16 protein-coding genes are annotated in these 14,684 nt (G+C 46.6%); 8 read left to right on the plus strand and 8 right to left on the minus strand.

Annotated elements, in window-relative coordinates:
- Window positions 1-3: 3 nt before the first annotated feature.
- The 5 genes from ACED42_RS07610 to def form a co-directional block, all read right to left on the minus strand.
- Entirely contained in the window at window positions 4-1,449 is a 1,446-nt protein-coding gene (locus tag ACED42_RS07610; protein WP_017077319.1) for a TrkH family potassium uptake protein, read from the minus strand.
- Between the two features lie 96 nt (window positions 1,450-1,545).
- The gene (trkA, locus tag ACED42_RS07615; protein WP_371695413.1) at window positions 1,546-2,952 is read right to left on the minus strand and encodes a Trk system potassium transporter TrkA; all 1,407 of its coding nucleotides are present in this window, start codon (window positions 2,950-2,952) and stop codon (window positions 1,546-1,548) included.
- 80 nt (window positions 2,953-3,032) lie between these two features.
- Complete coding sequence (rsmB, locus tag ACED42_RS07620) at window positions 3,033-4,313, minus strand: 16S rRNA (cytosine(967)-C(5))-methyltransferase RsmB (protein WP_371695391.1); 1,281 nt, start codon at window positions 4,311-4,313, stop codon at window positions 3,033-3,035.
- 119 nt (window positions 4,314-4,432) lie between these two features.
- On the minus strand, window positions 4,433-5,398 hold the full coding sequence (gene fmt / locus ACED42_RS07625; RefSeq protein ID WP_017103142.1) for a methionyl-tRNA formyltransferase: 966 nt from the start codon (window positions 5,396-5,398) through the stop codon (window positions 4,433-4,435).
- Window positions 5,399-5,436: 38 nt separating this feature from the next.
- Window positions 5,437-5,949 carry a peptide deformylase gene (def, locus tag ACED42_RS07630; protein ID WP_004735769.1) on the minus strand — a complete coding sequence of 171 codons (513 nt, stop codon included), beginning with the start codon at window positions 5,947-5,949 and terminating at the stop codon, window positions 5,437-5,439.
- A 140-nt stretch (window positions 5,950-6,089) separates the two neighbouring features.
- Here def and ACED42_RS07635 point away from each other — a divergent pair, with 140 nt between their 5' ends.
- The 4 genes from ACED42_RS07635 to ACED42_RS07650 are packed head-to-tail and all read left to right on the plus strand — an operon-like array spanning window position 6,090 to window position 9,352.
- On the plus strand, window positions 6,090-7,181 hold the full coding sequence (locus ACED42_RS07635) for a LysM peptidoglycan-binding domain-containing protein (RefSeq protein WP_371695390.1): 1,092 nt from the start codon (window positions 6,090-6,092) through the stop codon (window positions 7,179-7,181).
- Entirely contained in the window at window positions 7,178-8,290 is a 1,113-nt protein-coding gene (dprA, locus tag ACED42_RS07640; RefSeq protein WP_004735773.1) for a DNA-processing protein DprA, read from the plus strand. Before ACED42_RS07635 ends, dprA begins: the two co-directional genes overlap by 4 nt.
- A gap of 3 nt (window positions 8,291-8,293) precedes the next feature.
- Complete coding sequence (locus tag ACED42_RS07645) at window positions 8,294-8,770, plus strand: DUF494 family protein (protein WP_059022081.1); 477 nt, start codon at window positions 8,294-8,296, stop codon at window positions 8,768-8,770.
- Between the two features lie 12 nt (window positions 8,771-8,782).
- Window positions 8,783-9,352 carry a type I DNA topoisomerase gene (locus ACED42_RS07650; RefSeq protein ID WP_371695389.1) on the plus strand — a complete coding sequence of 190 codons (570 nt, stop codon included), beginning with the start codon at window positions 8,783-8,785 and terminating at the stop codon, window positions 9,350-9,352.
- Window positions 9,353-9,439: 87 nt separating this feature from the next.
- On the opposite strand, the gene ACED42_RS07655 is transcribed toward ACED42_RS07650, so the two are convergent.
- Both ACED42_RS07655 and purE read right to left on the minus strand, forming a co-directional pair.
- Entirely contained in the window at window positions 9,440-10,570 is a 1,131-nt protein-coding gene (locus tag ACED42_RS07655; protein WP_371695388.1) for a 5-(carboxyamino)imidazole ribonucleotide synthase, read from the minus strand.
- 5 nt (window positions 10,571-10,575) lie between these two features.
- Window positions 10,576-11,061 carry a 5-(carboxyamino)imidazole ribonucleotide mutase gene (gene purE, locus ACED42_RS07660; protein WP_004735777.1) on the minus strand — a complete coding sequence of 162 codons (486 nt, stop codon included), beginning with the start codon at window positions 11,059-11,061 and terminating at the stop codon, window positions 10,576-10,578.
- Between the two features lie 195 nt (window positions 11,062-11,256).
- On the opposite strand from purE, the gene ACED42_RS07665 reads away from it, so the two are divergent.
- From ACED42_RS07665 to ACED42_RS07680, 4 genes are all read left to right on the plus strand, one after another.
- Window positions 11,257-11,814 (plus strand): L-threonylcarbamoyladenylate synthase, encoded by a 558-nt coding sequence (locus ACED42_RS07665; protein WP_029223376.1) that lies wholly within the window; start codon window positions 11,257-11,259, stop codon window positions 11,812-11,814.
- Window positions 11,815-11,833: 19 nt separating this feature from the next.
- On the plus strand, window positions 11,834-12,751 hold the full coding sequence (hemF, locus tag ACED42_RS07670) for an oxygen-dependent coproporphyrinogen oxidase (RefSeq protein WP_269337194.1): 918 nt from the start codon (window positions 11,834-11,836) through the stop codon (window positions 12,749-12,751).
- Between the two features lie 77 nt (window positions 12,752-12,828).
- Window positions 12,829-13,659 carry a shikimate dehydrogenase gene (gene aroE, locus ACED42_RS07675; protein ID WP_371702041.1) on the plus strand — a complete coding sequence of 277 codons (831 nt, stop codon included), beginning with the start codon at window positions 12,829-12,831 and terminating at the stop codon, window positions 13,657-13,659.
- A 17-nt stretch (window positions 13,660-13,676) separates the two neighbouring features.
- Complete coding sequence (locus ACED42_RS07680; RefSeq protein ID WP_371702043.1) at window positions 13,677-13,946, plus strand: DUF1488 domain-containing protein; 270 nt, start codon at window positions 13,677-13,679, stop codon at window positions 13,944-13,946.
- Here the strand turns inward: ACED42_RS07680 and ACED42_RS07685 are convergent.
- Window positions 13,943-14,488 (minus strand): gamma carbonic anhydrase family protein, encoded by a 546-nt coding sequence (locus ACED42_RS07685; protein ID WP_371702045.1) that lies wholly within the window; start codon window positions 14,486-14,488, stop codon window positions 13,943-13,945. The genes ACED42_RS07680 and ACED42_RS07685 overlap by 4 nt on opposite strands.
- Window positions 14,489-14,684 lie beyond the last annotated feature (196 nt).

A 14,684-nucleotide genomic window follows, 5' to 3' on the forward strand; every position in this document is an offset into this window, starting at 1 on the left:
GAATTAGCGTCGCCAAAAGGCTGGGAAAAATAGAACAATGAGCGTCAGTATCTCGAGTCGTCCCATTAGCATGCCTAAACTTAGCAACCATTTAGCGGCGTCTGGCAGTGGAGCAAAATTCCCGGTTGGACCGATCACGCTGCCCATACCAGGACCAACGTTGGCAACGGCTGTGATAGCGCCAGATATACTGGTCACGGGATCAAGCCCCATTGCGCTCAAGCCACCTGCAATTAAGATAATCGTAATAAAGAACATCAAACCAAATGCGACCAGTGAACGCACAATGTCGTCATTTACGGGTCTTTGGTTATAGCGTTGAACAAACACACCCGACGGGTGGATCAGTTTCATCATTTGCTTATGAAGCATGGTCATCGCAATCTGGAAACGGAAGATTTTAATACCGCCAGAGGTTGAACCCGAGCAAGCTCCCGCCATCATTAGGAATGCAAACAAGGTGGTTGGCAGCGCACCCCAGGCGGTGAAGTCTTCTAGGCCAAAACCGGTTGTGGTGACGACTGATACGATGTTGAACATCGAAACACGCATCGCATCCATAACAGTGTAGCCATCTCTAACCACCAACCATGTTGATATTACGGCGCTGGTGACCAAGAACAGGTACGTGAAACCTCTCACTTGCGCGTCTTTGTAGAGGATTGAGAGTTTTCGGCCTCGCAGTGCGCTAACAAACAGTAAGAACGGCAGGCCGCCAAGGAACATGAACAGGGTTCCCACCCAGTGAGCACTGTTGGAGAAGTGGTTCATCGATCCATCTGAGGTTGAGTAACCCCCCGTCGACAGTGTTGTGAACGCGTGATTGATCGCGTCAAAGATGCCCATGCCTGCAAACAAATAGCTAATGATGCATAAACCAGTCAGAACCAGATAAACCGCCACGATGTTCTTCGCGACTGTTTTCGCTCGTGGGCTACTTTTATCTGACCAATCGGATGATTCAGTTTGGAACAGGCGCATACCACCAACGTTGAGCATTGGTAGAACCGCTACCGCCATCACGATAAAGCCGATACCGCCTAACCATTGCAGTATAGAACGCCACAACAGAATACTTGGTGCCATGCTGTCTAAGCCGCTTAATACGGTTGAACCCGTCGTGGTGATACCAGACATGGTTTCGAAGTAGGCGTCCGTAAAGCTGATGTGGTTGATGAAGACAAACGGCAGTGCAGCAAAGGCACTGGCAATGGTCCAAACCAAAGAGGTGATAAGGAACATGTCCCGCACCCCAAGTCGGAACTTAGCGGAGCGGCCCAAGCTCAAGCAGATGAACGCCACAATGTGCGTGATCACTACCGATTGACCAAACTCGAGAAAGCCACCGGTGCCAGTAAAGAAGGCAACCAATGTGGGGATGTACATGAAAAGGGCGAGTTTTGATAACACTAACCCTATCACTAATAATATCGGACGAAAGTTGACCATAGCTTAATAGACCATAGCTTAAATAGATTACAGCTTTGTGCTGGAGCGTCGTTCTCACAAAAAGAAAGTTGCGAGAAGAAGCTTACGAGAACAAGGCTATAAGAAGAACGGGCTCGGTTGGAATAGAGACTCAACATCAGGTACGTATTTCTTGTCCACTAGGAACATCACTACGTGGTCATCTTGTTCGATTACGGTTCTATCGTGCGCGATAAGCACTTCTTCTCCGCGAACAATCGCACCAATAGTGGTACCCGGTGGTAGTTTGATATCGCCAATCGCTCGGCCAACAACTTTAGAGGTGGTTTCGTCACCGTGAGCAATCGCTTCGATCGCCTCTGCAGCGCCGCGACGTAGAGATGATACGTTTACGATATCAGCACGACGAACGTGAGTAAGCAGCGCAGAAATCGTCGCTTGCTGTGGAGATATCGCAATATCAATCACGCCACCCTGAACAAGGTCGACATAAGCGCCACGTTGAATCAGCACCATTACTTTCTTGGCACCCATTCGCTTCGCCAGCATGGCTGACATGATGTTGGTTTCATCTTCATTGGTTAGGGCAATGAATACGTCTACTTGATCGATGTTCTCTTCGGTCAGCAGCTCTTGGTCGGCTGCATCACCACAGAATACGATGGTGTTTTCTAATTCTTCAGATAGCTTCTCGGCGCGAGTGTAGCTGCGCTCGATAAGTTTAATGCTGTAGCTCTGTTCAAGGCGTTTTGCCAAGCTTGCACCAATGTTACCACCACCAACAATCATGATGCGACGATACGGTTTCTCTAAGCGCTGAAGCTCACTCATCACTGAGCGGATATGGTTACTCGCAGCCACAAAGAAAACCTCATCATCGGCTTCAATGATGGTCGTGCCTTGTGGGCGAATAGGGCGACCTTGACGAAAGATAGCGGCTACACGAGTATCAATGTGCGGCATGTGCTCACGCAAAGCAGACAGTGCGTTACCGACCAGTGGGCCACCGTAGTAAGCTTTTACTGCTACTAGGCTAACCTTCTGTTCAGCAAAGCTCACAACCTGCAATGCACCTGGATATTGAATCAGACGCTCGATGTAACTGGTTACGAGTTCTTCGGGTGCAATCAGGTGATCGACAGGAATAGCGCCTGATTTGAAGAGCGCTTCTTTCTCTTCCAGATATTCTGGAGAACGAATACGTGCAATTCGGTTTGGCGTATTAAACAGAGAGAAGGCAACCTGACATGCGGCCATGTTGGTTTCATCCATGTTGGTTACGGCAACCAACATGTCGGCATCTTGCGCGCCCGCTTCACGTAGTGTGTTCGGGTGGCTGGCATAACCGTTTACAACCCTAAGGTCGTATTTGTCTTGAAGTTCACGCAGTCGGTCGGCATTACGGTCGACGATCGTGATGTCATTGTTTTCACCCACTAGGTTTTCAGCAAGGGTACCGCCAACTTGTCCAGCACCTAGAATAATGATCTTCATAGCCTTTCTCTTATTTTTTGCCGTTGTAATTCTAGTGCTCTCATTTCGCTTTGATAATGCACTAGAAAGAAACAGCGGCTAAGAAATAAATTCTTAGCCGCTGTTAGTTGTTATGCCTGTTTTACTAGAACTGCGTAGTAGAAGCCATCCATATCTTCTTCACCAGGTAGTATTTGACGACCCGGTTTTTCGATATCAGACCCAACTAGCGTTGCGTTCTCGGTGCGCTCTAAGAATGCTTTCACTTGCAGCACGTTTTCTTGCGGCGTGATAGAACATGTCGCATAAACCATGGTGCCGCCTTCTTTTAGCTGGCGCCACATTGCATCCAAAATCTCACTTTGCAGCTCTGCTAGTGCATCGATATCAGAGGCACGGCGTAGCCACTTAATGTCAGGGTGACGGCGGATTACACCCGTCGCTGAACACGGAGCATCAAGTAGGATGCGGTCAAACTGACTGCCTGTCCACCACTCTTCAGGGTAGCGAGCATCACCACAGATTACGTCGGCACGCAGTTGTAGGCGTTCAAGGTTATCGTAAACGCGGTCTAGGCGTTTAATATCACTGTCGATTGCAACCACTTCAGTGTCTTGAGTATGTTCAAGAATGTGTGCAGTTTTGCCACCAGGTGCTGCGCAGCAATCTAGGATTAGCTCACCATCTTTTGGTGTTAGGAAATCAACGGAAAGCTGAGCTGCAGCATCTTGCACCGATACCCAGCCTCTGTCGAAGCCAGGAAGCAAAGTAACGTCACAAGGTGAGGCTAATTTTATGGCATCAGCTGCTTCAGGGTGCAGTGTGTATTCAATGTTTTCGTTTTTAAGCAGTTCAATATACTCGTCACGAGTGTGGTGTTGGCGGTTTACGCGCAGCCACATTGGTGCCTTGCTGTTGTTTGCTTCAACCAATTGCTCCCACTGATCTGGGTAGCTTTCTTGAAGCATTTTTAGGATCCAGCTTGGATGGCTGTATTTGCCCGCATTGTGGCTAACGGCTTTCTCATCTAGCTCTTCTTGATCGCGCAGGTAGCTGCGAAGCACTGCGTTGATCAAACCACTCAGGCTTGGGCCGCGCAGTGTTTTGGTTGCTTCAACTGTTTCAGCAACGGCAGCATGCGAAGGAATGCGCATAAAGCTCAACTGGTAAATGCCTACTAAGATCAGGTGGTGGAATACGCGCTTTTTACCTTTAAGCGAGTTTTCCATCAGTTCGTTAGCGATTGACTCCAAGCGAGGCAGGTAACGAAGTGCGCCGTAGCAAATCTCTTGCAGTAGAGCATGGTCTCGCGGACGGATCGTTTTTTGAGCCGCAGGGAGAGCGTGTGAAAGAGAGTGGCCTTTATCGACAACTTGGAATAGGACATTTGCAGCAGCAGCGCGAACATTCATGAGGGGTACCGAATATTTATTTGAATACATGAGGGCATCTCTGCCCTCGTAAAGGTTTTCTAAACTGTGTTTTTACAAGCTACACGTTTTTAAGTGCCTATTGAGTAGCTTTAAAGCGGTTAAGAGAGTTGAGTACCAACTTCAAACCAGCTTGCACGTGAGTTCAAGATGTCTTGAACTGACATAGCTTTTTTGCCTGGAACTTGTAGCTGTTCCAATACTAGTACTTTGTCGCCAGTCGCAACATAAATACCAGTCTTATCTGCTTTGATGATTGAGCCAGCTGGCGCAGATGTCGATTCTTCATCAACACGCGTCTGCCAAACTTTAATGCTTTTTTCATCATTAGAGCTGCTATCAACAATCGCAAAGTGACTCATTGGCCACGGGTTGAAAGCGCGCACACAACGTTCGATGTGTTCTGCACTGTCATTCCAATCAATTTTAGCTTCTTCTTTGCTCAGCTTCTTCGCGTAGTTAGCAAGTTCGTCGTCTTGCTTCTCAGCAACAGCCTTACCAGAAGCGATGTCAGCTAAACACTCAACAAGCGCATCAGGACCAAGACCAGCTAACTTTTCGTACATTGACGCACTGGTATCTGTAGATTCGATTGGTAGCGTTGCGATGCTTAGCATATCCCCGGTATCTAGGCCGATATCCATCTGCATGATCGTTACGCCAGTCTCTTTATCGCCCGCCCAGATAGAGCGTTGGATCGGAGCAGCACCACGCCAGCGCGGTAGGATAGAACCATGCACGTTGATACAACCCAAGCGAGGCGTATCTAATACAGCTTGTGGAAGAAGCAAGCCGTAAGCGACAACAACCATGATGTCAGCATTCAAATCTGCTAGCTCTTGCTTAGCTTCATCTGACTTGAAGTTTTCTGGTTGGTAAACCGGAATATTGTTTTCAAGTGCGATGTTTTTTACTGGGCTCGCAGTCAGTTTTTTACCGCGGCCTGCTGGACGATCTGGCTGTGTGTAAACAGCAATAACTTCATGCTCCGAAGACAACAACGCCGCCAAGTGACGGGCGGCGAAATCCGGAGTACCTGCGAAGACAATTCTTAAAGATTGACCCAAGGTAGACTTCCTTCTTAATTTAGTAATAGCAGCGGTTATTAACCTTGTTTCTCGTTGAAACGTTTAATCTTCGCTAGCTTATCTTGAATACGTTTGCGCTTTAGTGGCGATAGGTAATCAACAAACAACTTGCCTTCTAGGTGGTCAAGTTCGTGCTGAACACAGATAGCCAGAAGGTCGTCAGCGTCGAATGTGAATTCGTTGCCTTCACGGTCTAATGCTTTAACCGTTACTTCTGCAGCGCGAGGGACTAGAGCTCGAGCGCCTGGTACAGATAGACAGCCTTCTTCGATACCATCTTCGCCACGTTTGTCGGTAATTTCAGGGTTGATCAGAACCATAGGCTCGTCACGTGTTTCTGAAATATCGATAACAACGATGCGCTGGTGGAAATCTACTTGCGTTGCAGCAAGGCCGATACCTTCTTCGTCGTACATGGTTTCAATCATGTCATCAACGAACTTTTGAATCTCTGGGGTAACTTCTTTTACCGGTTTCGCCACGGTACGTAGACGATCATCTGGTAATGTTAATACTTGTAATACAGACATATACACTCGAAATATTGAACTGTGCCGAAACAGCTTAAACCTTGTTGGCTCAATTCTAGACATTTTAGAGGTCAAATGACAGCATCCTGAAGTTAATTCTCTAATCAGATGTCATATATTCAGACCAAGGAACCTAGGTCATGCGTCATTTTTCTCCCACTTTTTCTCTTATTTGTGCCTCGCTTTCGTTCGCCGTTATGGCTAAAAATAGTGAGCAACCTTTAACCATTAAACAAGGCGCACCCGAGGCATATGTGGTGGTTAAGGGGGATACCTTATGGGATATTTCCGCGATGTATCTCGATAGCCCTTGGTTGTGGCCAAGGCTATGGCAGGTAAACCCTGAAATAGAAAACCCTCACCTTATTTACCCTGGAGATAAATTGTCTCTAGTTTGGATTAATGGCGAGCCTGTGTTGAGCCTCAAACCCGTCATAAAGCTAAGCCCTAAGATTCGTGTATCAGAGAAGAAAGCAGTACCTACCGTGAATGAGGGGCTTGTTCTACCGTATCTACAATCTGACCGCTTGGTTGAGCAGCAAGATATCCAGTCAGCGCAACGAGTGTTAGGGACCAGTGATGGCAAACGCTTCTTATCGGGTGAAGACCGATTGTTTATTTCGGGAAACCAGCAGCATCAAAAATGGGGTATCTACCGTGCCGTCGAGACTTATCAAAGGCAACAACATCAAGCGAGTATTACCTCTTTGCGTTTGGTCGCCACGGCGCGCTTGAAAGAGGTGGATGCTGAGTTCAGTAGTTTACAGATAGAGACTCAACTGCAAGAGGTGTTACTTAATGACCTCGTGTTACCAGAACTTGGCGTTGCTCAGGTGAAGCTCTCAACCACATTTTATCCAGCGCCTAGTGCTGCGGGGCAGTTTGCTAATATCTTGGGTTCATTAGATGGCAGCCAATACAGTGCAAAGAATCAAGTGGTCGTTATTAATAGAGGCTCACAGGACAATCTTCGCCAAGGCTCTATGTTTACGCTCAGTGAAAGCGGCGCTGTGGTGTTTGGTAAGCAAGGCGAATACAGCTACAAAGAGTCTGCTGCGAGCGATAAGGTGCAGTTGCCAAGTACCTCACTTGGTAGTTTGATGGTCATTCGTCCTTATGAGTATTTTAGCTTGGCCTTGATCACTCAGAGCTCAAAACCGGTTAGTAATGATATTCTGGCGGTATCGCCTTTGGATCTGGCTTTGAAGGAAGAAGCTAAGGGCACCGAGTGAATGAGCAACAACTGAGTGCTTGGTTAACTCTAAGTTTTGTTCCGCAATTGGGTGGCAAGCGCCTTTCTCGACTGCTGAGTATTGATTCCCCTTCGAATATTGTTGGTTACTCAAGTCAGCAACTGCAAGCGCTTGGTTTGTCTGCCAAGCAAATTGCCTATCTAAGAGAGCAAGCCCCAAGAGAAGTGGAGGCTTGCCTAGAGTGGCAAGCAAGACAACCCAACCATCACATCATTACCCCGAATTGCTCGCATTATCCCAAACTGCTGAATGAGACCGCCTCCGCGCCAAGCGTGCTTTTCGTTAAAGGTCACGTTGAAAAACTGATTGAGCCTCAAATCGCTATGGTCGGCAGTCGCAATGCCAGTCTCGAAGGGTTGCAAACCGCGAAGTCGTTCGCCAAAGAGTTCGTCCAAAACGGTTTGATTGTCACCAGTGGCTTAGCGCTCGGTATCGATGGCTATGCTCATGATGGTGCTCTAGATAAAGGAGGGGAAACTTTTGCTGTATTGGGTTCTGGATTGGATTCCATTTATCCTGCGCGACACAGAAATTTAGCCGATAGGATCTGTGAAAATGGCGCATTGATTTCAGAGTTTCGCCCAAGTGCCAAACCACGACCTGAACATTTCCCTCGCCGTAACCGTATTATAAGTGGGTTATCGCTCGGAACCTTGGTGGTTGAAGCGGCTGAGAAGAGTGGTTCTTTGATTACAGCTCGCTATGCCATGGAGCAAGGCCGAGAGGTGTTTGCGCTTCCTGGCTCTATTCATAACCCAACCAGCCGTGGAGGTAATAGCTTAATCAAAGCTGGAGCATGCTTGGTACAGAGTGCACAAGATGTTCTGATTGAAATAAAGAGTCTGTTAGACTGGTCTATCGATCAGCAACCCAGCTTGTTCGAACCTACGCCCAGTATGGGGGAAAATGAACAATTGCCATTTCCACAGCTGTTAGCTAACGTAGGGTTAGAGGCGACACCCGTTGATATTTTGGCACAGAGAACCCATATACCTGTGCATGAGGTCATGATGCAGCTTTTAGAGCTTGAGCTCTCAGGGCATGTTGTTGCAGTTTCCGGTGGCTATATTCGAAAGGGGAGAGGCTAAGCTATGATGATGGACATACTGATGTACTTGTTTGAAACCTACATCCATAGCGATTCTGAATTGCAGGTGGATCAAGATGAGCTGGAAGATGAGCTTCTTCGAGCAGGGTTTCACCAAGATGATATTTATAAGGCCCTCCATTGGTTAGAAGATCTTGCGGCATTGCAAGATACCGAGAACCAAGCGGCAATTACTATGTGTTCCAATACCTCGATGCGTATTTATACCAGTCGAGAGATTTCACGTATTAATATGGAATGCCGAGGTTTCTTATTGTTCCTTGAACAGATCAACGTACTCACGACAGAGATTCGTGAAATGGTGATTGATCGTGTGATGGGGCTTGAGACAAACGAATTTGAATTGGATGATCTGAAATGGATTATCTTAATGGTGCTATTTAATGTGCCGGGTAATGAAAGTGCTTACACGCAAATGGAAGAGCTGTTGTACACCAAAGAGCAAGGTATCTTGCATTAATACAGGCTTGTCATGAGTAGTAAGATTGATAATCAGCTTTTTTCAGCACATGGACATGCATTAGAGCATGAACCATGTCCACAGTGCGGTGGAGAGCTTCAGCTTCGCCATGGTAAGCACGGCCCATTTTTAGGCTGTAAGCAGTATCCTAGCTGTGATTACATCAAGCCTCTGCATCAGAACGATGGCCACGTAGTGAAAGAGCTGGGTGTGCCGTGTCCTAAATGCCAAAACGAACTGGTATTAAGGCAAGGTCGCTTTGGGATGTTCATTGGTTGTAGTAGCTACCCAAAGTGTAATCACATCGAATCTTTGGACCAACCAAAAGAACAACCTGAAGAGCAGCCACTTGTTGCTTGCCCTGAGTGTGGCAGAGGCCATTTGGTTGAGCGTAAATCTCGCTATGGCAAAACCTTTTATGCGTGCGATAACTATCCTAAGTGTAAGTTCGCCGTTAATCAGCCACCTGTTATTGGTCGTTGTGAACAGTGTCAGTTCCCGCTGTTGCTGGAGAAGAAAACGGCCAGTGGCACTAAGAAGCAATGTGCTGATCGCAAGTGTCATCACATTCAATCTCAATAACCTGATGTTATAGACAAAAAAAACGGCGCTCACTGAGCGCCATTTTTATATCCAATGAACTTTTTATATCAATAAGCCAATGTAGGCTTACTGCATTTGCTCAGCAAACTCATGCACAGCAGGGTAGGCTTGCTTATCGAGAATGTCTGCCAGTGAGCATAACGCTCTTTGCAGCTCTGCGTTGTAGTCAGCGCTCACGTTAATGTGGCCCATCTTACGACCTGCACGCTTCTCTTTGCCATACCAATGAACATGACAGCCACCTTGAGCCAGAATAGCCTCAGGTAGGGTATCTTCACCAAGAATGTTGATCATTGCGGTTGGGCGAATCAGTTTAGTACTGCCTAGTGGCATACCGCACACAGCACGTAGGTGGTTCTCAAACTGACAAGTTTCAGCGCCTTGCTGTGTCCAGTGGCCAGAGTTATGAACACGTGGTGCAATTTCGTTAACCAGCAGTGAACCTTTAACATCAAAGAACTCTAACGCTAGCACGCCAACGTAATCCAAACGTTCTGCAACAGCGGTGAACATGGTTTTCGCTTGCTCTTGCAGTTCAATGTCATCAATGGCTGTTGATAAGCTCAACACGCCGTCGGTGTGAACATTCTCAGCCAGTGGATACACTTGAATCTCGCCATTGGTACCACGAGCACCAACCAGTGATACTTCGCGGTCAAACGGAACGAATTCTTCAGCCACAATGGCTTGGTTGTCTGTTGCGGCAATGCACTCGGCCATTTCTGTCCAAGTCGCATCAACATTGTCTAATGTCTTTAAGCGCCATTGACCTTTGCCATCGTAGCCGCCAAGTGTGCTCTTCAAGACCATTGGCAAGCCTACGTGAGCAATCGCAGCGTCAAAGTCTTCGTGAGAGTTAATCACGTAGTACTTAGCATTTTTCACGCTTGCTTCGCCTAATAGGGCTTTTTCGAGGCGACGGTCACCGCCAGCTTTGATTGCTTCTGTTGTCGGTAAGAACTTACCGCTGCGCTCACACACCTCAAGTACATCATGAGGGATATGCTCGAATTCAGCAGTAATGACGTCCGCACGCTCAATCGCATTGTCTAAGCCGCTGCCTAGAATCGCTTGCGTTAATGGGTGAACAATATTTTTGCTGCCAACATCAAAAGCAGAAATTTCAATATTCAGCGGTGCCCCAGCTAGGGACATCATGCGAGCAAGTTGGCCTGCGCCTAACACAAGAACATGCATGGGAATTAGTCCTCTGCAGGGTTTGGATTAGCAAGAACCGTTTCTGTTTGCTCAGAGCGGAACGCTTCTACTTTCGCCATCACTTCTTCATTGTGTGTACCAATGATTTGAGCGGCTAGGATGCCAGCGTTAGCAGCACCAGCTTCACCGATAGCCAGAGTACCTACCGCGATACCTTTTGGCATTTGTACGATAGAAAGCAGTGAGTCCATGCCTTTCAGTGCTTTAGACTGAACAGGAACACCTAAAACAGGTACGCTTGTGAAAGCTGCAGCCATGCCCGGAAGATGCGCAGCACCGCCAGCACCAGCAATAATCACTTTAATACCGCGCTCTTTCGCACTGGTTGCGTAGTCAGCAAGCAACTGAGGTGTGCGGTGAGCAGAAACCACTTTTGTTTCGTACGCCACGCCAAACTGATCCAACATTTCTGCAGCTAGCTTCATTGTTGGCCAATCAGATTTAGAACCCATGATAATACCGACAGTCATCTCAAACTCCTTCAGGTACGATTTAATTAGTGATTAGATATTTTGCGCGCATTATACGGGTAAAACTGCCCAAGGAAAACGTTTGCGTCAGTCTAAGTTGTTAATTGATACATTTTATAAACAAATAGCTTTAGTCACAGTGAATGATAATTTGTACACTTAGTGAGTTCGATAACAGAATTAATGAGGCAACCCTTGGATAACTTTCAACATACTTTGCAGGCATTACAACAAGGTGAAGTCATTGCTTACCCGACAGAAGGCGTTTTTGGGGTCGGTTGTGATCCCGATAATCCACAAGCCATCAAGAAATTGCTCGATTTAAAACAGCGACCGATGGAGAAAGGGTTGATCCTAATTGCTGCGAGTTACGAGCAGTTGCTGCCCTATATTGACGAAAGCCAGTTGACGGAAGCGCAGTTAGCGACTGTAAAAGCAACATGGCCAGGTCCAGTCACTTGGATCATGCCAACCAGCAGCAAAGTGACTGACTGGGTCAGCGGCCAGTTCGATTCTATCGCGGTACGAGTGACGGATCACCCTTTGGTTCAAAGAATGTGTAATGAATTCGGTAAGCCGTTAACCTCGACCAGTGCTAACCTGACAGGTGAACCACCTTGTATGACGACTGAAGAAGTTCAACAGCAACTGGGTCAACATTTGGTGGCCATTCTCGAAGGTCAAACGGGTGGTCGTGAGAAGCCAAGCGAAATTAGAGATGCAAAAACGTCGAAAATATTAAGACAGGGTTAAACCCTGCAAAGGAAGAAAGATGTCAGCAATTGATAAAGAAGCAGTAAAACAGTTTTTACTGAGCCTACAAGATTCGATTTGCCAACAGCTTGAGCAAGCTGATGGCACAGCACTGTTTGAAGAAGATGCATGGGAGCGTGAATCTGGCGAACGCCTTGGTGGCGGTGGTCGAACTCGCGTGATGACCAACGGTGCGGTCTTTGAGCAAGGTGGGGTTAACTTCTCTCACGTAGCGGGTAAGGCTATGCCTGCCTCAGCTACAGCTCATCGCCCTGAATTAGCCGGACGTAAGTTTGAGGCGATGGGGGTTTCATTAGTTATCCACCCTAAAAACCCATATATCCCTACCTCACACGCGAATGTTCGATTCTTCATAGCAGAAAAAGAAGGGGAAGATCCGATTTGGTGGTTTGGTGGTGGTTTTGACTTAACGCCATTTTATCCTGTCGACGAAGACTGCCAATCTTGGCATCAAACAGCCAAAGATCTTTGTGCGCCATTTGGTGACGATGTTTATCAAGAGCACAAAGAATGGTGTGATAAGTACTTCTATCTTCCACATAGAGATGAAACACGTGGTGTGGGTGGTCTGTTCTTTGATGATCTGAATGAGTGGGGTTTCGATAAGAGCTTTGCTTATATGCAGGCGGTCGGTGAAGGTTTTGCAGCCGCTTATTTACCCATTGTAGAACGACGCAAAGAGACGTCTTACGGTGAGCGCGAGCGTGACTTCCAACTTTATCGTCGTGGTCGCTATGTTGAATTTAACCTAGTTTACGACCGTGGCACCTTATTTGGTCTGCAAAGCGGTGGTCGCACAGAGTCTATATTGATGTCTATGCCGCCGTTGGCTCGTTGGGAATATCGCTATGAACCACAAGCAGGCTCACCAGAAGCTCTGCTTTATAGTGACTACCTAAAACCTCGAGTTTGGTAGTTCTTCCTTCCTTATAGGGATAGTGATAGGGTCATCTATATAGATGACCCTTTTTATTATTTCTGTTAGGTAAGGATATGACACAGCAAGTAGATCGTTATGCCGTTTTCGGTAATCCTATTGGGCAAAGCAAATCGCCATTCATTCATACACTATTTGCTCGCCAAACCAGCCAACAACTTACCTATACAGCACTCCAGCCAGAACAAGGTGAATTCATCACTGCTGCTCAAGCTTTTTTTAGTGACGGTGGTAGAGGGTGTAATGTCACAGCGCCATTTAAAGAAGATGCTTATCAGTTCGCTAATCGCCTGACTGAAAGAGCTGAACTAGCAGGTGCTGTAAACACACTTAAGAAGCTCGATGATGGAGAGATCATTGGTGATAACACCGATGGTGAGGGTTTAGTTCAAGACCTTCTTCAACATCAAGTTATGCTCGAAGGGGCTCGCGTTCTTCTGCTTGGCGCTGGTGGTGCTGCTCGAGGAGTGATTCAACCTCTTCTCGACCAAAAGCCACAACAGTTGGTAGTCGCTAATCGAACCAGTTCAAAGGCTGAACTTCTGGCCGAGATGTTTTCTTCACATGGAAACATCAAAGGAATGGGGTTAAGCGATGTTAATGAAGGGTTTGATGTCATCATTAACTCGACCTCGTCTGGTCTAAGTGGCCAACTTCCTGAAGTTTCTGAGATTATCTTCAATTCGAATAGCGCCGTTTATGACATGGTTTACGGATCGGGCACCACGGTATTCAATCAGTGGGCATTAGATAATGGTGTTCATGCTGCTTATGATGGCTTGGGTATGTTAGTGGGGCAGGCAGCAGAGAGCTTTATGCTTTGGCGTGGCCTTCGTCCGGGAACAAAACAGATTTTAAGAGAACTACGTAAAAACCTAGAGATGTAATGAGGTATTTATAAAAAATGAATCAATCAATTCTATTTCCTGATATCCAAGATTGGGATAAAGAAAATCAATCAATCATCTTCCCAGCACAGCAGTCTGGCGCACTGATTGAGTGTGTTATGTCTATTGAAGAGTTGTCTCGATTGGCAGGTAAAGAGATAGAAGAAGGCGATCAAGCTTTAGTTATCTTTTCAGAGTTACGTTTTGATATTGAAGAGCTAGCGGAAGAATTAATAGAAGAAGAGGAGTATGACTCCTCTAATCGGATTCAGATCAAAGTACTTTAGACTGGCAACACAGAATCTAGATAGTCGTTTTTATTCTGAACATAGTTGTCAGCTGACTTCTGTAAAAAGGCACGCTCTTTATCATTTAATGGGCGTGCTTGTTTTACTGGGCTTCCTACATAGAGATAACCGCTTTCAAGTACCTTGTTCGGTGGCACTAAGCTACCAGCACCAATCATCACTTCTTCTTTAATAATCACGCCATCAAGCACGATAGCTCCCATACCAACAAGTACACGATCTTGAATCGTGCAGCCATGCAGCATTACTTTATGTCCGATAGTGACATCATTACCTATTAGTAGAGGATAACCTTCAGGGTTGTCAGCATTCTTATGGGTGACGTGCAAAACGCTGCCGTCTTGGATATTCGTTCTATCTCCAATATGAATGTGGTTCACATCTCCTCGAGCTGCAACCAAAGGCCACACGCTAGAGTCGTCACCGATTTTGATATCACCAACCAGTACCGAACTTGTATCTATATAGACACCTTGTCCAATCTGAGGGGATACTCCTTTATAACTGCGCATTGAACTCATAAATCCTCCTTTATATAGGCACCTTAAGCCCTTAATTAAGGGGAATACTAGTGAAAATGGGGTGTTTTGAACAAAAAACGCTCGAACAATCAAAAAAGTAAGAAAAACTTCAAAAAGGGCTTGCCAGTGTGATCGAAATCTCTATAATGCGACCTCGTTGACACGGGATGGCTTCGAAGCTTAGGTTTCAAAAGCG

Source organism: Vibrio sp. FF145, assembly GCF_041439075.1.
Taxonomy (GTDB): Bacteria; Pseudomonadota; Gammaproteobacteria; order Enterobacterales; family Vibrionaceae; genus Vibrio; species Vibrio tasmaniensis_A.

Coding starts and splice junctions, on each gene's coding strand:
- ACED42_RS07610 (WP_017077319.1), bottom strand. CDS start 1,449: ATGGTCAACTTTCGTCCGATATTATTAGTGATAGGGTTAGTGTTATCA.
- rsmB (WP_371695391.1), bottom strand. CDS start 4,313: ATGAATGTTCGCGCTGCTGCTGCAAATGTCCTATTCCAAGTTGTCGAT.
- def (WP_004735769.1), bottom strand. CDS start 5,949: ATGTCTGTATTACAAGTATTAACATTACCAGATGATCGTCTACGTACC.
- ACED42_RS07635 (WP_371695390.1), top strand. CDS start 6,090: ATGCGTCATTTTTCTCCCACTTTTTCTCTTATTTGTGCCTCGCTTTCG.
- ACED42_RS07645 (WP_059022081.1), top strand. CDS start 8,294: ATGATGATGGACATACTGATGTACTTGTTTGAAACCTACATCCATAGC.
- ACED42_RS07650 (WP_371695389.1), top strand. CDS start 8,783: ATGAGTAGTAAGATTGATAATCAGCTTTTTTCAGCACATGGACATGCA.
- ACED42_RS07655 (WP_371695388.1), bottom strand. CDS start 10,570: ATGCATGTTCTTGTGTTAGGCGCAGGCCAACTTGCTCGCATGATGTCC.
- purE (WP_004735777.1), bottom strand. CDS start 11,061: ATGACTGTCGGTATTATCATGGGTTCTAAATCTGATTGGCCAACAATG.
- hemF (WP_269337194.1), top strand. CDS start 11,834: ATGTCAGCAATTGATAAAGAAGCAGTAAAACAGTTTTTACTGAGCCTA.
- aroE (WP_371702041.1), top strand. CDS start 12,829: ATGACACAGCAAGTAGATCGTTATGCCGTTTTCGGTAATCCTATTGGG.
- ACED42_RS07680 (WP_371702043.1), top strand. CDS start 13,677: ATGAATCAATCAATTCTATTTCCTGATATCCAAGATTGGGATAAAGAA.
- ACED42_RS07685 (WP_371702045.1), bottom strand. CDS start 14,488: ATGAGTTCAATGCGCAGTTATAAAGGAGTATCCCCTCAGATTGGACAA.